Origin of the sequence: Arthrobacter sp. zg-Y769, from assembly GCF_020907405.1 — a bacterium.
Lineage (GTDB): Bacteria > Actinomycetota > Actinomycetes > Actinomycetales > Micrococcaceae > Arthrobacter_B.
This window is the reverse complement of sequence record NZ_JAJJOE010000004.1, coordinates 305059-323465: the sequence shown is the minus strand read 5'-3', so window position 1 is coordinate 323465 and position 18407 is coordinate 305059. Positions and strand designations below refer to the sequence as shown.

Sequence of the window (18407 nt, the reverse complement as noted above, 5' to 3'; positions counted from 1 at the left end):
CTGGGAGCTTTCTGGATGTGCATGCCTGGCGGTGCCCGGCGGCCGCGGGCGGGGGTCCCTAGGCCGTCCGGGGCATGCCGCGGCCGAAGGCGAACGCGCGGATAATCTGGACGGCGCCCAGGACCACCAGGAAGATGCCGCCGTAAATCACCAGGACGGCGAGGGACTCCAGCGGAATGAAGAGCACCACTATCCCGGCAAGAATGCTGAGGATGCCCAGGACAATGGCGAACCAGCGGGACCCGCCGCGGTCGGACTCGGCCAGGGCCATCACACCCTCCACTATCCAGGCGATCCCGATCACCAGCCCAAGCGCGGTCAGGGTTTCCAAAGGGTTGCGGATGGCAATGACCCCCACCACCAGCAGGGCCAGGCCCACCAGGATATTAAGGATCTTCAATCCTGCGCCCAGCCCGGTGAAAACGCCGAGCAGGATACGGACCGCGCCGGCAATGACGAAGTACAGGCCGAAAAGGACCGCCAGCACCTCGAGCGTGGCTCCCGGCCAGAACAGGATCAGCAGTCCCAGAACCACTGAAACCAGCCCGGTGATCCCCAGTCCGAGGCGGATGCCGCGAACAGCGGACTTAGCCAGGTTCAGGGCGTCCAGTGCGAACCCGCCCTCTTGATGGAAAGCGCTGCCTGATGCGGACATTCTCAAGACCTCCAGAGAGATTCCCCCATCGGCCCGGCGGGACACCGGTTCTCCCAGTATCCGCCGCGGATGCCCTGCTTCTCTAGGGAACGGCAGCGGAACCGGCAAGCCCGGCATGGATCCTTCCGGCGGGCGGGCCTGCACGTCCGGCGGCCCCTTCCTGGCTATACGCCCAGCAGGGTCCGCACCTCGGCATCGGTGGTCTGGCCGAACCTGCGGTAGGCCAGCCCCACGGCGTCCAGCCCGCTGTGCGCCCAGGGCACAACGACGTCGTCGGCAGGCGGGATGAGGAGTTCCGCCGCACTGCCGCACGCCACCGGCGCGGCGGCCACCAGGCGGGCCGGCTCCAGTTGCCGGACCGCGCCGAGGGCTGCGCGCATGGTCGCGCCGGTGGCCAGCCCGTCATCCACCACAATGACCGTCCCGCCGGTGATGGGCCGCGCCGGTGTCCCCGGCCGGAACACTTCCTCCCGGCGCCGGACCTCGGCAAGCTCCTGCTCGGCGGCGGCGGCGAACCGGGCGTCAGCGTCCGGGCTGCGGCTGCGCCAATAACGGAGCACCTCCTCGTTGCGGACAACGCAGACCGTCCCCGCGATGCCCGCCACTGCGCCGGCGGCCAGTTCCGGCTGCTCCGGATAGCCGATCTTGCGCACCACCACCACGTCCAACGGTGCGGACAATGCGCGGGCCACCACGGCTGCCACGGGAACCCCGCCGCGGGGCAAACCCAGGATCAGCAGGCCCGGGGTACCCGAGTAACCGGCCAGCCCGACGGCGAGGGTCCGGCCGGCGTCGGCGCGGTCCACCCAGCCGGCGGAGGGAACAGAGGCGGAGAAGAACATGGGAAGGGTCGGATCCGGTGGGGCGGAATGGAACTCGGTGTTCCTCCCAAGCTAGGGACCGCCGCACCCACCGGCAAGGGGTCCGCACAACCGGCCGCGTTGCCAAACCTGCCGCGGCATAGAAAGGTGGCCGTATGACGCAGACAGCAGTAATCACAGGAGCCACCTCGGGGATCGGCGCGGAGTTTGCCCGCCAACTGGCGCAGCGGGGCTACAACCTGGTGCTCACCGGGCGGAATACCGAACGGCTGGAAACCACCGCAACGGAGCTGGCCCGGGACTACTCGGTGAAAACCGAGTGGATCGCGGCCGACCTCGCCACCGACGAAGGCGTCGCGGCGGTCGCCCGCCGGGTGCAGAAACCCGACGTCGGACTCCTGGTCAACAACGCCGGATACGGATTGAAGAACGACTTTGCCCGCAACGAGCTGCAGGCGGAGGTTGACCACCTGAAGGTGCTGGTGGAGGCACCGCTGCAGCTGAGCCACACTGCGTTGAACGCGATGCTGTCCCGCGGCGGCGGGCGGATCATCAACGTGGCCTCGGTAGCGGGCTTCATTCCCCGGGGAACCTACAGCGCAGCCAAGGCCTGGGTGATCAACTTCAGCCGCTGGGCCAACCTCTATTACCGGGACCGCGGGATCACCGTGACCGCCGTGTGCCCGGGCTTTGTGCACACGGATTTCCATGCCCGGATGGAAATGGACAAGAGCCTCTACCCCAAGTGGATGTGGCTCAATGCGGACCGGGTGGTGCGCGAAGCCCTGGCGGATGCGTTTGCAGGCAGGGGCATCTCCATTCCGTCCAAGCGGTACCGGGTGCTGGCCACGGTGGGCAACCGGGCACCGCAGGCCCTCGTGGCGCGGCTGGCGGGCCGCGGGCGGTAGGGGAGCGGCCGACGTCGGGCGTCACGGAAGCTGGCGGCGCCCCGCCGTCGGGCCTAGGGTTGCTGTGCACGCCGGCCCTTCCCGGGGCCGTCGACGAAACCGGCGAAAGCGAGTCCCATGAGCACCCCCACGGTCTATGCCCTGCATGAGAACCCCGAATGGTTCCCGCCGTTTGCCCGTGCCTTCGAGGCCGAGGGTGTGCACGTGGAGGAGTGGCTGCTGACCGACGGCGTCCTGGACCTGGATTCGGTGCCGCCGGAGGGGATTTTCTGGTCCAGGATCAGTGCGTCCTCGCATACCCGGGACCACGGGCTGTCCAAGGACTACGCCCGGGCGGTGCTGTCCTGGCTGGAGGCGCACGGCCGGCGCACGGTCAACGGCCGGCGCGTGCTGGAACTGGAAATGAGCAAGGTGGACCAGCTGACCGCGCTGCGGGCCGCGGGCATCGACACCCCGCGCACCGTGGCCGCCGTCGGACGCCACCAGATCCTCGCCGCGGCCAAGGAGTTCCCCGCCCCGTTCATCACCAAGCACAACCAGGGCGGCAAGGGGCTCGGGGTGCGGAAGTTCGAATCCCACGGGGAACTGGCGGATTACGTGGCGTCGGAGGACTTCGAGGAGCCGGCGGACGGCATCACCCTCATCCAGGAGTACATCCAGGCGGCCGAGCCGTTTATCACCCGTGCGGAGATTGTCGGCGGGGAATTCATCTACGCCATCAAGGCGGATACGGCCCGCGGCGGCTTCCAGCTCTGCCCCGCTGATGCCTGCGCCATCGACCCGTCCACCGGCAAGCCGATCATGCCGCCGGGCGCCACCATTGCCCCGGACGCGGACACCCAGCTGTTCAGCCTGCGCGAGGATTTCGATCATCCCGTGATCGGCAAGTACCTGGAGTTCGCCCGCCGCAACCGGCTGGAGGTCTGCGGCATTGAGTTCATCGAGGCCGCCGACGGCCGCCTGCTCACCTACGACGTGAACACCAACACGAACTACAACGCCGCCGTGGAGGCCGTTGCGCCGCAGTCCGCGCCCCGCGCCCTGGCCCGGTATCTGGCGTCCCTGGCGCCGGCCGTGGGATAGCGTGGTGCGGCACAACTTTTTTATCCACAGGGCCGCGGCCTCGATATAGTCGTGATATAGCCCAACCTGAAGGAGACCTCCATGTCCGCTGCCCTGGAACCGTATTGGGTCAAGAACTACCAGCCCGGCGTTCCTGCGGAGATTGAGCTGCCCACCGAATCCCTCACCGCCATGATGGAAGAGGCAGTGGAGCGGTTCGGCAGCAAGGTGGCCCTGGAGTTCTTCGGCGCCGAAACCACGTATCGGGACCTGGGGGACCGGATCAACCGGGCCGCCGAAGGCCTGCGGAAGCTGGGCGTGCGGAAGGGCCACCGGGTGGCAATCATCCTGCCCAACTGCCCGCAGTACCTCATCGCGTTCTACGCCGTGCTCCGGCTGGGCGCCGTCGTCGTCGGCCACAACCCGCTGTACACCGAGCGCGAGCTGCGGCACCAGTTCGAGAACCACGGCGCCAAGGTGGCCATTGTCTGGGACAAGGCAGTGGAGAAGGTGCAGGACTTCCCCGGCGACGTGGCCGTGGAAACCATCGTGGCCGTGAACATCACCAAGGCCATGCCGCGCATCAAGCGGATGGCGCTGGCCCTTCCGGTCCCCTCCCTGCGGCGCACCCGCGAGGGCCTGACCGCCAAGACCGAGCACACCATGTCCTGGGAGGAACTGCTGGACTCCGCACCGCTGGCCCCGGAGCACCCGCGTCCGCAGGTGACCGACCTGGCGGCGCTGCAGTACACCTCCGGCACCACGGGGCTGCCCAAGGGCGTGATGCTGACGCATTACAACCTGCGGTCCAACGCGCTGCAGGGCAAGGCCTGGATGCACGGCGCGCAGGAAGGCAAGGAAGTCATTTACGGCGTCCTGCCGATGTTCCACGCCTTCGGCCTCACCCTGTACCTGACCTTCTCGGTCCTCACCGGGTCGCGGCTCGTGTTGTTCCCCAAGTTCGATGTGGACCTGGTGCTGGCCGCCGCCAAGAAGTCCAAGCCCACCGTGTTCTGCGCTGTCCCGCCGATTTACGAAAAGACCGCGAACGAGTCCAAGAAGCGCGGCGTGGACCTCTCCACCATCCGCTACGCCATTTCCGGCGCCATGACCCTGCCGGCGGCAACAGTGAAACTGTGGGAAGAGGTCTCCGGCGGCCTGCTGGTGGAAGGCTACGGATTGACCGAATCCTCCCCGGTGGCCCTGGGCAACCCCTTCGCCGAGTCGCGCCGCAACGGCACCATCGGCGTTCCGTTCCCGAGCACTGAGATGCGCGTTGTCGATCCGGAAAACCCGGAGAACGACGTCGAACCCGGTAACGCCGGCGAGCTGCTCATCCGGGGGCCGCAGGTCTTCGCCGGGTACTGGAACAACCCCGAGGGCACTGCCGAGGTACTGCTCGACGGCGGTTGGCTGCGCTCCGGGGACATCGTCACCGTGGACGAGGACGGCTTCGTGAAGGTGGTGGACCGCCGCAAGGAACTGATCATCACCGGCGGCTTCAACGTCTCGCCGTCGGAGGTTGAGGACGTGCTGCGCACCCACCAGCACATCCTCGACGCCGCCGTGGTGGGCCTGCCCCGGGCCGACGGCGGCGAGCAGGTGGTGGCCGCCGTCGTGCTCCAGGAAGGTGCCGAACTCGACGAGGCCGCACTGCGCGCCTACTGCCGCGAACGGCTCACGCCCTACAAGGTGCCGCGGAAGATCGTGGTTATTGAGGAACTGCCCAAGTCCATGCTGGGCAAGGTGCTGCGCCGCCAGGTGCGGGACAAGCTGCTGCAGGACGCGTAGTTCCCCTCCTCGCAGTAAGTACCTATTGACGGGTCCGGAGGCAGGGGGCTGGAATTGTAAGTGGGCTTGGTATGCATGCCAGGTGCCTCACCAGTCAACCAGCCGGCCCGGAGCCGCAGGCGGATAACCGACCGCCTTGTCCTCTGTCTCCGATCAGGCCAGTGGTGAATTACCGCCGGTCAACCGACGCGGCGGATTCGCTGTCGCGAGGAGAACAAGATGATCACGAATCAGCAGGTCGAAGGACTCATGAGCGGTTCGGGCAGTGTAGTTGGCCCTAACGGTGACCGCATCGGTTCCGTAGGTACCTTCTATCTGGACGACCAGACCGACGAGCCGGCATGGGTCACCGTGAACACCGGCCTCTTCGGCACGTCGGAAACGTTTATCCCCCTCAGCGAGGCATCCGTTGAGGGCTCGGACGTCCTGGTGCCCTACTCCAAGGAAGAGGTCAAGAACGCGCCGCATATTGAAAGCGACGGTTCGATCAGCCCCGACGAGGAAGTCACGCTCTACCGGTATTACGGCTTCAGCTACGACGACGGTTCTTCGGAATCCGTGTCGGAAACCGACACCATTACCGAGACGCGGGACAGTGGCCTGAGCAGCGGCACGGTTTCGGACAGCCGGACTGCCGGCACCTCGTCCGGCACGGGCACGTCCAACCTTTCCTCGTCTTCCGGTTCGGGCTCGGGCTCCGGGTCGGGCTCGGGGTCAGGCTCGGATGATGCCATGACCCGTTCGGAGGAGCGCATCAACGTCGGAACCGAGAACCGTGCGGTGGGCAAGGCCCGGCTGCGCAAATACATCGTGACGGAGACCGTCACCAAGCAGGTACCGGTCAGCCACGAGGAAGTGCGGATCGAGCGTGAGCCCATTACGGATGCCAATGCGGGGGATGCCCTGTCCGGTGCCGAGCTCAGCGAAGACGAGCACGAAGTGACGCTCCATGCCGAAGAGGCTGTGGTGTCGAAGCACACCGAGCCGGTGGAGCGCGTTCGCCTGGACACCGAGACGGTGACCGGCACCGAGAGCGTCTCCGAAGAGGTCCGCAAGGAGCAGATCGACACGGACGTCAATGACTCTTCCTCCCGCGGGAAGAAGTCCGGCGGGTCGGGGTCCTCGGGTTCGGGGTCCGGGTCCTCGGGGTCCGGGTCCGGTAGCGGCCGCTAGGTCCTAACCCTTCAACGCACGACCCCTTCAACGCACGACGGCGGGTCCCGGGCTTCCGGGGTCCGCCGTTGTGCTGTGCACGGCGGGGTGCTGGTGACGTGCCGGCCCGGGGTTTCTGAGCGGATGGGCATCCCGGATCTGCTCAGTAGATCGCTACCGGACGGGGAAGCGTCCGGATGGACAGCACAGGGTCCCACTGAATGGTGCTCATGTTGTTGGCGGGACCACTTGAGCCACAGCGGCACCAATGGGTGGGATAGCCTGTCCGCTGCCGGTCCGGGACAGGTCCAGGGCCGGGCACTATAAGCGAACCGGCTGATCCTACCCGACAGCCTGGGCCCGCCCCACCGGCTGGGGATTCCGCGCCCGGAAGCTTCTGCAAAACCCTCCTATGGGAAAAAACTGCCGGTTTGGGAAAACGCTGCCACTGCGCAGCGGAGGGATTTCCCAAACCGGCAGCAGAATCCCAAAATGGCAGCGAAGGGATTTCCCAAACCGGCACAGAATTCCACCGAGGAAAAGCAGAGGCACCGAGTAGCCCGGGCGCTCGCCGGAAAAGCAGCGGCACCGGGTAGCCCGGACACTCGAGGAAAAGCAGCGGCTCCGAGTAGCCCGGGCGCTCGCCGGAAAAGCAGCGGCACCGGAAGCCTCGTTGATCCGGTGCAGGTGCTAGGTTAGGGCAACTGTCTACGTTTCCCGGGGGAACCATGCGAAAAACAGCCGCCATTCCGGCCCTTGCCCTGCTGCTCGTCACCGGCTGTAGCTCCGAAGCAACGGAGCCTGTAGCGGCCTCCGCCCCTGCCTCCGCTTCCACTACCGCGAATCCATCCGCCCCGGCCCCTGCCGGCTCAACCGCCGAAACGGTAGCTCTGGACTCGGCAGAGCAAACCTGCCGCAAGCTCCTCGGGACCGACGGCAACGGCCCCCTTTACCGGGCCATCTACTTTGTGAAAGACAACGGTTCAACCTTCGGCTTCGAGGGCTCCGACGGTACGGGCGCAAGCGCGCTTTACACGGAAGTCCACGGCATTGCCGACAGTGCCCCGGAGGACGTGGACACCATGCTCAAGGAGTTGTCAGCACCGATTGGAAGCGTCATACCGCTGACCGAGGGCTCCGGTGCCGCCCCGATATTCGATATCTATGCCTGGAGAAACGCCGTTTCGGAGATCCTCGCCCAGTGCGCGCCCTATGAGGCCACCGTTGGCGACGCCGGGGCCGCACCCGCTGCTCCTGACCCGTCTAAGGCGGGCGAGGCCAGCGCCGCGTTCCCGGGCTACCCACTGGTCGTGAACGCCGCCTCGGTGGACTATCGGGTGGCCGCGTGGTTCGACGGCAGGCTCGTTGACAGGCTGATGGTTGCACTGGCGCCGGGACTTTATGCGCCGTATGACCCCAACGTTCCTGATCTGTCGGCCTACTACGTTCCGGGCGGCGTGGCCGGGGACCGGGCCATGAAGGCAACCGTCTTTCCCGGTTCCGGGGGCGCTGCCAGCTGGTCCGGAGTGAACCCCGGCGCTGAGGAACCGCAGTAGACGGCTCTGGCCAACCTTCGCCGCGGGGCTTCCCCGAAGGAGGGGGGAGGGGTCGCAGCAAGAACATCAACAGCCCCCGGCTGGGATTCTGCGCCCGGAAGCTTCTGCAAACCCTCCGATCTGGGAAAACGCTGCCGGTTTGGGAAAACGCTGCCACGGCGCAGCGGAGGGATTTCCCCGACCGGCAGCAGACTCCCCGACCGGCAGCAGAATCCCCGACCGGCAGCAGAATCCCACCGAGGAACACCGGCACAGAGCAGCACCTACGCCACCAGACGGGCCGTCCGCTCGAGGACTTCCCGGCACGCGAGAATGGCCGGGCGCTGGCTTCCGGCCTCCCGGGCCGACGTGAAAATGGTTCGGCGCGGCCTGCCCGGCAAAGCCAGCAGCCGCACCGTGGGCGTCCGCCCGGTCCACACCAGTTCCGGCATCAGGCCGACGGCGTTCCCGGACTCGATCAGCCGGATCTGCGCCTGCAGGTCCGCCGTTTCGTAGCGGACATCCGGCTCGAACCCGGCACGCCGGCACGCCTGTTCGGCCCAGTGCCGCGAGGCTGCGCCGCGGGGCTCCATCACCCAGGCGCGGGAAGCGGTATCCGCCAGCGAGCGGATCTCCCCGCCGCCCGGCTCCCCGCCGGGAACCGTCCCGCCGCCCGGCTCCCCGCCGGGAACCGCCAGATGGATGGCATCGGTCGTCAGCTGCACGCGGTCCAGCCCGGGATACCGGGGCGCGGCATGCCCAGGGTACTGTTCGGCGATCACCAGGTCGAAATCCCGCGCCCAGGTTTCATATAGGGCGGTTTCGGGTTCGCGCTGGGTCATCTCGATCCGCACTTCGGGATAGTCCCGTCCCAGAATGGTGAGGGCATCCGGCATCAGGGCCAGTGCCGCGGACTGGAAGACAGCCACTCGCACCGTTCCCGTCACGGTGGTCAGGGACTCGGCCAGGTCGGCTTCGGCCCGTTCCATGGCGTCCAGGATCCCCGCGGCATGGTCCACCAGGATTTCGGCCTGCGGCGTGAGCGTGACCCGGCGTCCGGTTTTGCGCAGGAGCGGAACCCCCACCTCTTTTTCCAGCAGGGCCAGCTGCTGCGACACCGAGGACGGGCTGAAATTCAGGGCGGTCGCGACGGACGCCAGCGTGCCCCTGACCTTGAGTTCCCGCAGCAGCCGCAGACGGCGGATATCGAGCATGGGGGGGCAGACCTCTCGGATTGTTAAGGAAAGCCGACCTGTACCGGTCGGAAATGTTCGCTTTATCTAATTGAACAACAGGCGGATACTGGGTCAGTACCCCGGGGGGATAACCACTTGTGAAAAGAGCACCAACTCATGACCGATACCTTTGAGGACCGCGCCACCGCCGACGCCGCCCCCAGCGCCGAGCTGGCCGAGCAGTCCGTAGCCCTCGTCCGCCGCTGGCTGACCGAGGCCGCAGCCGTCCCCGTGGACGCCTCCGCCGCCCAGCTGGCCGGTGTCCTGAAGGACCCGGACGGCCTCGCCTTCACCGTGGGCTTCGTCGACGGCGTCGTACGTCCCGAAGACATCCGCGTCGCCGCCCGCAACCTCGCCGCCCTGGCCCCCCGCGTGCCCGGGTTCCTGCCCTGGTACATGCGTGCGGCAGTGCGCGCCGGCGGCATCCTGGGCCCCGCGGTCCCGCAGGTGGTCATTCCGGCCGCCCGCAAGGTGCTGCGCGAAATGGTTGGCCACCTGATCGTGGACGCCACCGACGCCAAGCTTGGCAAGGCCATTGCCGGTATCCGCAAGGACAACACCCGGCTGAACATGAACCTCCTCGGCGAGGCCGTCCTGGGCCAGCACGAGGCCGCCCGCCGGCTGGAAGGCACCCACACCCTCCTGGCCCGCGACGACGTCGACTACGTCTCCATCAAGGTTTCCTCCACCGTGGCCCCGCACTCCCCGTGGGCGTTCAACGAAGCCGTGCAGCACGTCATTGAGTCCCTGACCCCGCTCTTCCGCCGTGCCGCACAGTCCCCGGTGAAGAAGTTCATCAACCTGGACATGGAGGAATACAAGGACCTGGAGATGACCATGGCGGTCTTCACCGGAATCCTCTCGCAGTCCGAATTCCGGGATCTGGAAGCCGGCATCGTGCTCCAGGCCTACCTCCCGGACGCCCTCTCGGCCATGATGCGGCTGCAGGAATTCGCCGCCAAGCGCCGCGCCGACGGCGGCGCCGCCATCAAGGTCCGCGTGGTCAAGGGCGCCAACCTGCCCATGGAACAGGTGGAAGCCTCCCTGCACGGCTGGCCGCTGGCCACCTGGCACACCAAGGCGGACAGCGACACCAACTACAAGCGCGTCATCAACTACGCCCTGCACCCGGACCGCATTAAGAACGTGCGGATCGGCGTTGCCGGACACAACCTGTTCGACGTCGCGTTCGCCTGGCTGCTGGCCGGGGAACGCGGGGTGCGGGACGGCATCGAATTCGAAATGCTGCTGGGCATGGCAGCCGGCCAGGCCGAGGTGGTGCGCCGCGACGTCGGCAGCCTGCTGCTCTACACCCCGGTGGTGCACCCGGCGGAGTTCGACGTCGCCATCGCCTACCTGATCCGCCGGCTGGAGGAAGGCGCCAGCTCGGAGAACTTTATGTCCGCCGTGTTTGAACTGGCCGACAACGAGGTGCTATTCGAACGTGAAAAGCTGCGCTTCCTGGCCTCGCTGGAGAACCTGGACACCTCCGTGCCCGCCCCGCACCGCGTGCAGGACCGTAACCGCCCCGCCGCGGCCGCTGCCACGGACAGCTTCGACAACACCCCGGACAGCGACCCGTCGCTGCCGGCCAACCAGGCCTGGGGCCGGGGCATCCTCGCCCGCGTCCCCGGTTCCGAACTGGGCAAGGCCGCCGTCGCAGCGGCTGCCGTTCGAAACGAGGCGGAGCTCGACGCCGTCATCAACACCGCCGTCACCAAGGGCAAGGCGTGGGGCGCGCTCAGCGGTGCCGACCGCGCCGAGGTCCTGCACCGGGCCGGCGAAGTCCTTGAGGCGCGCCGTGCCGACCTGATGGAGGTTATGGCCGCCGAGACCGGCAAGACCCTGGACCAGTCGGACCCGGAAGTGTCCGAGGCCATCGACTTTGCGCACTTTTACGCCGAGCTCGCCCGCGAACTCGACACCGTGGAGGGCGCCCGCTTCGTCCCGTCCCGCCTGACCGTGGTCACCCCGCCGTGGAACTTCCCGGTCGCCATTCCCGCCGGTTCGACCCTCGCCGCGCTGGCCGCCGGGTCCGCCGTCGTTATCAAGCCCGCCCGCCAGTCCGCCCGCAGCGGCGCGGTTATGGTGGAAGCGCTCTGGGAAGCCGGCGTCCCCCGCGACGTCCTGCAGCTCGTCCAGCTGGGTGAAAAGGAACTCGGCCGCCAGCTGATTTCCAACCCGGCCGTGGACCGGGTAATCCTGACCGGCGGCTACGAAACCGCCGAACTGTTCCGCTCCTTCCGCTCCGACCTGCCGCTGCTGGCCGAAACCTCGGGCAAAAACACCGTGATCGTCACGCCCAGCGCAGACTTCGACCTCGCCGCCCGCGACGTCGCCGCCTCCGCCTTCGGCCACGCCGGGCAGAAGTGCTCCGCCGCGTCGCTCGTGATCCTCGTCGGCTCGGTGGCGAAGTCGCCGCGCTTCCGGAACCAGCTCGTGGATGCCGTGCAGTCGCTGAAGGTCGGCTACCCCGAGGATCCCACCACGCAGATGGGTCCGGTTATCGAACCCGCCGCCGGCAAGTTGCTTCGGGGCCTCACCGAACTCGGCGAAGGGGAAACCTGGCTGCTGCAGCCCGAACAGCTCGACGACAGCGGCCGGCTGTGGAGCCCGGGCATCCGCACCGGTGTCCGCCGCGGCTCGGAATACCACCTCACGGAATACTTCGGCCCGATCCTGGGCGTTATGACCGCAGCCACCCTCGAAGAGGCCATCGACATGGCCAATGACATCGACTACGGCCTGACCGCCGGGCTGCATTCCCTCGAACCGGCGGAAATGGACGTCTGGCTGAACCGCATTCAGGCGGGCAACCTGTACGTGAACCGCGGCATCACCGGCGCGATCGTCCGCCGCCAGTCCTTCGGCGGCTGGAAGAAGTCCGCCGTCGGCGCGGGCACCAAGGCCGGCGGCCCGAACTACCTGATCGGCCTGGGAAACTGGGAAGCCGTGAACGGCAACTCCGAGGCAGCCGTTGAACTGCCCGCCGCAGCCCCGGCTGCACGGCTGGTGGCCGCGGCGGAATCGGCAGGCTCCGTCTTCACCGCCGACGACGCCGCCTTCCTCCGCCGTGCCGCGAACAGCGACGCGCGGGCCTGGAACGGCGAATTCGGCACCGCCAAGGACGTGTCCGCCCTGTCCGCCGAGCGCAACGTGTTCCGGTACGTGCCCGTTCCCGTCACCGTCCGCCTCTCGGAGGGACAGCCCGCAGCCTTGCTGGTCCGGGTCCTCGCCGCAGCGCTGACCGCGGGATCGACTGTCACCGTGTCCGCCGCCGTCGACCTCCCCGCCGGCCTGCGCGCCGTCCTGACGGAGCTCGGACTTCAGTTCCGGGTTCAGGACGACGCCGCGTGGCTGGCCTCGGCTGCCTCGCTGGCCTCCGGGCGGGTCCGGCTGATCGGCGGATCCGTCCCGGCCCTGGCCGAGGCCACCGGCGGCAGCCCGGATATTGCCGTCTACGCCCAGCCCGTCACCGAATCCGGCCGCCTGGAGCTGCTGCCGTTCCTGCACGAGCAGGCCGTCAGCATCACCGCGCACCGCTTCGGAACGCCGAACTTCCTTTCGGACGCGCTGATCTAGGCATTCACCGGGGGTTCGGATTCCGACGCCGGGCGGGAGGCACGCAGCAGGAAACGCTGCAGCTTCCCGCTCGGCGTTTTCGGCAGCTCATCCACAAAGTGCACGGCCCGCGGATACGCATGGGCCGCATACTGGGTCTTCACCAGCTGCTGCAGTTCCGCCGCCAGCTCGGGGGAGCCCTCGCCGGAGCGGAGCACCACGTACGCCTCGAGCCGTTCCCCGCGCAGCTCGTCCGGCACGCCGATCACGGCGCTCTCGGCCACCTCGGGGTGCGTGGCCAGGACGGATTCAACCTCGAACGGGCCGATCCGGTAGCCGGCCATGATGATCACATCGTCATCCCGGGCGGAGAAATAGGTGTAGCCGTCGGCATCGCGCGAGCCGGTGTCGCCGGTGTAATACCAGCGGCCGTCGCTGCTGTAGCGCTCCGCGGTTTTCTCCGGATTGTCCGTGTACCCGCTGAACCACATCAGCGGGCTGGCCGGAACATCAATGGCCACCCGCCCCTTCTCTCCCGGTGCGGCCGCGGAGTCCTCTTCCAGTGCCAGGACTTCGGTGCGGTAGCCGGGCAGGGCATGCCCCATTGAGCCGGGCCGGATCTCCCGGGACACCGATTCCTCCCAGCCGTTCACAATGCACATCCCCATTTCCGTCTGCCCGTAATGGTCCCGCACGGGGGTGCCCAGGCAGCGGGTGGCCCAGCCGATGGTTTCCGCGTCCAGGGGCTCGCCCGCACTGGAGGCACGCTGCAGCGCCAGGGGGCCGACGCCGTCGGGCGCCTCGGCGCGAAGCGAGCGGAAGATGGTGGGCGCGGCCGCGAAGTTCGTGACGCCGAAGCGCTCCAGTACCTGCCAGCACAGCTTCGCGCTGAAACTGCCGCGCAGCAGAAGGTTCCGGCGTCCTGCCGCCAGCGGGGCGAGGATCCCGTAGTACAGGCCGTAGGCCCAGCCCGGATCGGCCGCATTCCAGAACACGTCCTCCGCCTGCACATCCAGTCCGTAGTGGAAGTAGGCGGTAAACGCCTCAAGCGCCTTCACCGGCACCGGCACCCCCTTCGGTGCGCCCGTGGTGCCCGAGGTGAAGATTTCCACGAGCAGGTCCTCCGGGTCCAGGACGGCCGCCGGCATGCCGGGCTGCTCCGCAGCGAGCAGCTGCGTCCAGTCTGGGCCTTCAGCGCCCGCCGCATCCGCGGCATCCGGCCCGGCGGCGAGGACCGTCAGGCCCAGCTCCGGGACCAGGGGCAGGACCTTGTCCAGCTGGTTTCCATCGGCCACCACCAGCCGGGCTCCGCTGGAGGACAGGCGTACGGAAATGGCAGGCGTGGCAAACGCGGTGAACAGCGGCACATGGACCGCCCCCAGCCGCCACAGACCCAGCAGCACCGTCACGAGGTCGCCGCTCTTGCCCATCAGGGTGGCCACGCGGTCTCCCCGGCGCACACCCAGCCGGGCGAATGCCGCTGCTGCCCGCTCGGAGCCCTCCCGCAGTTCACCGTAGGTGAGGTCGGTGGCGGAAAGGTCCTGCTCGATGACGGTGAAGGCAACAGCGTCGACGGGATGCCGGTCGCACAGCAGTGCGGCAGGCGCCACCGGTTCCTGGATAGTGAGGGCATTGAACATCTTGTGCGGCTCCGTTCCATCAGATGTGCCGTGGGTCACTTCGCGACCGTAGTCTCCATGCTAGGCCGACGTCGGCGAGCCGGGGACATTGTGTCCTCACCGGGCAGCGGCCCATGATGGGGATCGAAAGCCGTCGGGCCGGGGCCGGGCCGGGACCGGCAGGGCAGGCAGGCTAACCGGGAGGCGGGACCATGGAGCAGCTGCTGATTGGGAAGAACGCGGTGATTTACGGCGGCGGTGGAGGCATCGGCGGGGCCGTGGCGGAGGCCTTTTCTCGGGAAGGGGCGAGGGTATTCCTCGCCGGCCGCACGCCGGAGCCGCTCGAAGCCGTGGCGGATCGGATCCGGCATGCCGGCGGAACGGTGGAAACGGCCCTGCTGGATGCCACCAATGAGCGGGCGGTGAACCAACATGCCGACGACGTGGTGGCCGCCGCCGGCAGCCTGGACATCTCCATGAACGTGATCCAGCACGGCGACGCGCAGGGAACACCCATGGTCGAAATGGCGGTGGAGGACTATCTGCGTCCGGTCTCCACCGCCGTCCAGGCGTTTTTCCTGACCTCGCAGGCTGCCGCACGGCACATGATGCGGCAGCGTTCCGGGGTGGTCCTGGTGTTCGGCGGCTCGGGCGACCCGGTGCCGGGTGTGTTCCTGGGCGGACTGCTGACGGCGTTTGAAGCGATGGAGGCCATGCGCCGCCAGCTGTCCAGCGAACTGGGCGCCTACGGAATCCGGGTGCTGACCCTGCGCAGCGGCGGGATTCCGGAAACCCTGCCGGAAAACATGGAAGGCGCCGGCGAAATCGCCGACGCCATAACTAAATCCACCATGCTGGGCCGCGCCGCCACCCTGGACGACGTCGGCTACGCAGCGGCCTTCGCGGCCTCGGACCGGGCGGCCAGCATGACTGCGGCGACACTGAACATCAGTGCCGGCGCCCTGATCGACCGTTGATCCGAAGCGGGAGCGGGGGAACTACTCTTTCCAGAGGGTGAAATCGTCCATGCTGGCCGCGGTCCGCAGACCGGTGGACTCGTCGCGGATCCACACTGTGGACAGGCCGGGTGCGGTGTCCTGGACTTCACCGCGGAAATAGGTGGTGCCGCCGCTGCGGGCTTCAACAATGTCTCCGCGGCGGAGGGAACGGATGCTGCGCACGCGCCTGGCATGCGTCGTCGTCTGGTGGGAGTGGGCATTAGCTACCGGCAAAAGGCATCTCCTGTTTAGTTGATACTTACACTAACCAGCGCATGGCCATTAAATATTCCCGTTCGCGCATGGACCCCTGACCGGCGGGCAGGGCGCCGGGTAGGATTCGGCCATGGATATCGTCGATTTCCTGGTCACCCGTTTCCAGGAAGACATCTCCGAGGCCCGCAAACTACTCGCATCCTCCGACGTTTCGCTCTCAGACCGCTGGTACGAAGAGCGGCTGCTGAAGGAATGCGAAACGAAGCTTATGCTCATCGAGATCATCGGGGGCGCCCGCCGCCATGCCCTGTCGCGCATGGTGGTGGATCCGGACGACGATCTCCCGTTCCGCGAGGAACTGGAATGGACGCGGCTGGCACTCTCCGCCCTCGCTGCGGTGCACGAGGACCACCCGGATTTCCAGGACAACTGGCGGCTGACGCAGGAACGCCCCTAGCGCTGCGGCCGCTCCCCGACGCTGAAGATGCGTTCCGCTGCCTGCGGGCCATAGATTGGTTTTATGAGTGAAAAGCCAACACCCCCACCGGATCTTCTCCGCCAGCTTGCCGACTTTCACAAGGTAGCCACCACTTTCACCGGATGGGACGGTTCCGAACAGCAGGTTTCCGACTCCACCCTGCGCAGCGTCCTGTCTGCCCTGGGCCTGGCCGTCGAATCGGAAGAAGACCTGGAGCGGTCCCTCGAGGAGTCCAGGACCGCCGCCTGGAAGCGGCCGCTGCCGCCCACCGCCGTCGTCCGCCAGGGCAAGCCCGGGAGCATTCCGGTCCATCTGCCGCCGGGCAGCACCGCGCAGCTGACCCTCCGGCTGGAAGACGGCTCGGAGCTGGAACTCGACTGGCCGTCCACGCCCGAAGAGGAACGGGAAGTGGACGGCGCCGCCGTGGCCCGCACCCTGGTTCCCCTGCCTGAAGGGCTGGAACTGGGCTGGCACCGGCTGGAAGTGACAAGCGGCGACGCCTCCTCCAGCGCCGTGCTGGTGGTCACCCCGGACCGGCTCGACACTGCGGACGCGCTGGAGGCCAGCCGGTCCTGGGGCGTGCAGGCCCAGCTTTACTCGGTCCGTTCCTCCCGGTCCTGGGGGATCGGTGACCTGACCGACCTGGCGGACCTTGCCGCCGTCGCCGGCACTGATTACGACGCCGGGTTTGTCCTGATCAACCCGCTGCACGCCGCGGAACCGGTTCCGCCGATTGAACCGTCCCCGTACCTGCCCACCACCCGGCGGTTCTTCAACCCCCTGTACATCCGGGTGGAGGCCGTGCCCGAATACGCGTACCTGACCGATGGACAGCGGCAGGCCGCCGAGGAGGCGGGCCGTTCCCTGTACCCGGCCAATACCTCCGCGGCGGAACTGGACCGCGACGCCAGCTATGCCGCCAAGCTGCGGGTGCTGCAGGACGTCTACCAAGTGGAGCGCAGCCCGAGCCGGCAGAAGCAGTTCGACGCCTTCAAGGCCGACGCCGGGGAGGGCCTGGAGAACTTCGCCCGCTGGTGCGCCCTGGCCGAGGAACTGGCCCCCGGCGCTCCGGAGTGGGCCGAGGCCACCGGGCCGGACAGCGACTATGTCATCCGGCAGCTGCCGCGGCTGCAGGAACGGATCGACTTCTTCAAGTGGCTGCAGTGGATCTGCGACGAGCAGCTCGAGGCCGTGCAGTTGGCGGCCAGGAAGGCGGGCATGGGGATCGGTGTCATCCATGACCTTGCCGTGGGCGTGCACCCCAGCGGTGCCGATGCCTGGATGCTCCGCGACGTGCTGACCTCCGGCATCTCCGTGGGCGCTCCGCCGGACATGTTCAACCAGCGCGGCCAGGACTGGAGCCAGCCGCCGTGGCACCCCGGACGGCTGGCCGAGTCCGGCTACGCTGCCTACCGGGACATGATCCGCACCATCCTCCGGCATGCCGGCGGCATCCGGGTGGACCACATCCTGGGCCTCTTCCGGCTCTGGTGGATCCCGCAGGACGCCGCGTCGCCGGGCGAGGGCGCGTACGTCTACTACGACCACGAGGCGATGATCGGCATCCTGGCGCTGGAGGCCCAGCGGGCCGGCGCCGTCGTCATCGGCGAGGACCTGGGCGTGTTTGAGCCGTGGGTCCAGGAGTACCTCGGGGAGCGCGGTGTGCTGGGCACCTCCATCCTGTGGTTCGAGCAGACCGAGGACGGCCCCCGCGATCCCGGGGAATACCGGGTGGGCGCACTGACCAGCGTCAACACCCATGACCTCCCGCCGACCGCAGGCTACCTGGCCGGAGAACACGTGAACCTGCGCGAGTCCCTCGGCCTGCTCAACCGGCCGGTGGAGGAAGAGCGGAAGGCGGACAGCGAGGCGCAGGAAGCCGTCCTGGATGCGCTCCGGCAGCGCGGGCTGCTGCCTAAGTCCGCCTCTGACCAGGTGGCGGGCCGGATGCACGGCGAGGAAGTGCAGCGGACCGTGGAGGCGCTGCACGAATTCATCCTGCAGACCCCCTCGGTGCTTCTCGGCGTGGCACTGGCCGACCTGGTGGGCGAGAAAAAGACCCAGAACCAGCCGGGGACCGCGGACGAGTATCCGAACTGGCGGATCCCGCTCAGCGGTCCCGACGGCGAGGCGGTGCTGCTGGACGACCTGGAGCAGAACGAAAGGTTCCGGTCGCTGGCCGCCCTGATGCAGAAGGGGATCTAGGGCTGTACCCCGCCCCCGGCCCCGCCCGCGCCTTCGGGCGTTGCGGCGGTCGAGGATCAAGCGCCGGTGCGGTGGTCTGCTGTGCGGACCGCCGCACCGTTTTTTTGTGCGCGACCCAAGGCCTGCCGGCCGGAACCAATACTGTTGACTCTCTCAACCATCCGGGGTGAC

At 67.8% G+C, this 18407-nt stretch carries 14 protein-coding genes; 9 read left to right on the top strand and 5 right to left on the bottom strand.

The window, feature by feature from the left end; genetic code table 11:
* Positions 1–58: 58 nt before the first annotated feature.
* The gene (locus tag LOC60_RS03720; protein WP_230022166.1) at positions 59–655 is read right to left on the bottom strand and encodes an HdeD family acid-resistance protein; all 597 of its coding nucleotides are present in this window, start codon (positions 653–655) and stop codon (positions 59–61) included.
* Between the two features lie 164 nt (positions 656–819).
* Positions 820–1497, bottom strand: coding sequence for a phosphoribosyltransferase (locus tag LOC60_RS03715; RefSeq protein WP_230022157.1), 678 nt, complete (start codon positions 1495–1497; stop codon positions 820–822).
* A gap of 134 nt (positions 1498–1631) precedes the next feature.
* Between LOC60_RS03715 and LOC60_RS03710 the strand changes: the two genes are divergently transcribed.
* The 5 genes from LOC60_RS03710 to LOC60_RS03690 all read left to right on the top strand — a co-directional run bounded on the left by LOC60_RS03710 (position 1632) and on the right by LOC60_RS03690 (position 7945).
* Positions 1632–2384 (top strand): SDR family NAD(P)-dependent oxidoreductase, encoded by a 753-nt coding sequence (locus LOC60_RS03710; RefSeq protein WP_230022156.1) that lies wholly within the window; start codon positions 1632–1634, stop codon positions 2382–2384.
* Between the two features lie 117 nt (positions 2385–2501).
* Entirely contained in the window at positions 2502–3467 is a 966-nt protein-coding gene (locus LOC60_RS03705; protein ID WP_230022155.1) for an ATP-grasp domain-containing protein, read from the top strand.
* Between the two features lie 81 nt (positions 3468–3548).
* A complete protein-coding gene (locus LOC60_RS03700; RefSeq protein ID WP_230022154.1) occupies positions 3549–5237 on the top strand; it encodes a long-chain-fatty-acid--CoA ligase in 1689 nt (562 codons plus the stop codon).
* A gap of 219 nt (positions 5238–5456) precedes the next feature.
* Positions 5457–6410 carry a YsnF/AvaK domain-containing protein gene (locus LOC60_RS03695; protein ID WP_230022151.1) on the top strand — a complete coding sequence of 318 codons (954 nt, stop codon included), beginning with the start codon at positions 5457–5459 and terminating at the stop codon, positions 6408–6410.
* A 707-nt stretch (positions 6411–7117) separates the two neighbouring features.
* Positions 7118–7945: a hypothetical protein gene (locus LOC60_RS03690; protein WP_230022149.1), complete on the top strand. Its 828-nt coding sequence runs from the start codon at positions 7118–7120 to the stop codon at positions 7943–7945.
* A gap of 263 nt (positions 7946–8208) precedes the next feature.
* Here the strand turns inward: LOC60_RS03690 and LOC60_RS03685 are convergent, their stop codons facing one another.
* Positions 8209–9138 (bottom strand): LysR substrate-binding domain-containing protein, encoded by a 930-nt coding sequence (locus tag LOC60_RS03685; protein WP_230022147.1) that lies wholly within the window; start codon positions 9136–9138, stop codon positions 8209–8211.
* 138 nt (positions 9139–9276) lie between these two features.
* Between LOC60_RS03685 and LOC60_RS03680 the strand changes: the two genes are divergently transcribed.
* Positions 9277–12741, top strand: a complete 3465-nt coding sequence (locus LOC60_RS03680) for a bifunctional proline dehydrogenase/L-glutamate gamma-semialdehyde dehydrogenase (RefSeq protein ID WP_230022145.1) — start codon at positions 9277–9279, stop codon at positions 12739–12741.
* On the opposite strand, the gene LOC60_RS03675 is transcribed toward LOC60_RS03680, so the two are convergent.
* Positions 12738–14399, bottom strand: coding sequence for an AMP-binding protein (locus tag LOC60_RS03675; protein WP_331460772.1), 1662 nt, complete (start codon positions 14397–14399; stop codon positions 12738–12740). The genes LOC60_RS03680 and LOC60_RS03675 overlap by 4 nt on opposite strands.
* Before the next feature lie 152 nt (positions 14400–14551).
* Here LOC60_RS03675 and LOC60_RS03670 point away from each other — a divergent pair, with 152 nt between their 5' ends.
* Positions 14552–15316 carry an SDR family NAD(P)-dependent oxidoreductase gene (locus tag LOC60_RS03670; RefSeq protein WP_230022144.1) on the top strand — a complete coding sequence of 255 codons (765 nt, stop codon included), beginning with the start codon at positions 14552–14554 and terminating at the stop codon, positions 15314–15316.
* A gap of 21 nt (positions 15317–15337) precedes the next feature.
* Here LOC60_RS03670 and LOC60_RS03665 read toward each other — a convergent pair whose 3' ends face one another.
* A complete protein-coding gene (locus LOC60_RS03665) occupies positions 15338–15571 on the bottom strand; it encodes a hypothetical protein (RefSeq protein WP_230022142.1) in 234 nt (77 codons plus the stop codon).
* A 112-nt stretch (positions 15572–15683) separates the two neighbouring features.
* Between LOC60_RS03665 and LOC60_RS03660 the strand changes: the two genes are divergently transcribed.
* Together LOC60_RS03660 and malQ are read left to right on the top strand one after the other, a co-directional pair.
* Positions 15684–16010, top strand: coding sequence for a DUF6221 family protein (locus tag LOC60_RS03660; RefSeq protein ID WP_230022140.1), 327 nt, complete (start codon positions 15684–15686; stop codon positions 16008–16010).
* Positions 16011–16073: 63 nt separating this feature from the next.
* A complete protein-coding gene (gene malQ, locus LOC60_RS03655) occupies positions 16074–18236 on the top strand; it encodes a 4-alpha-glucanotransferase (protein WP_230022138.1) in 2163 nt (720 codons plus the stop codon).
* Positions 18237–18407 lie beyond the last annotated feature (171 nt).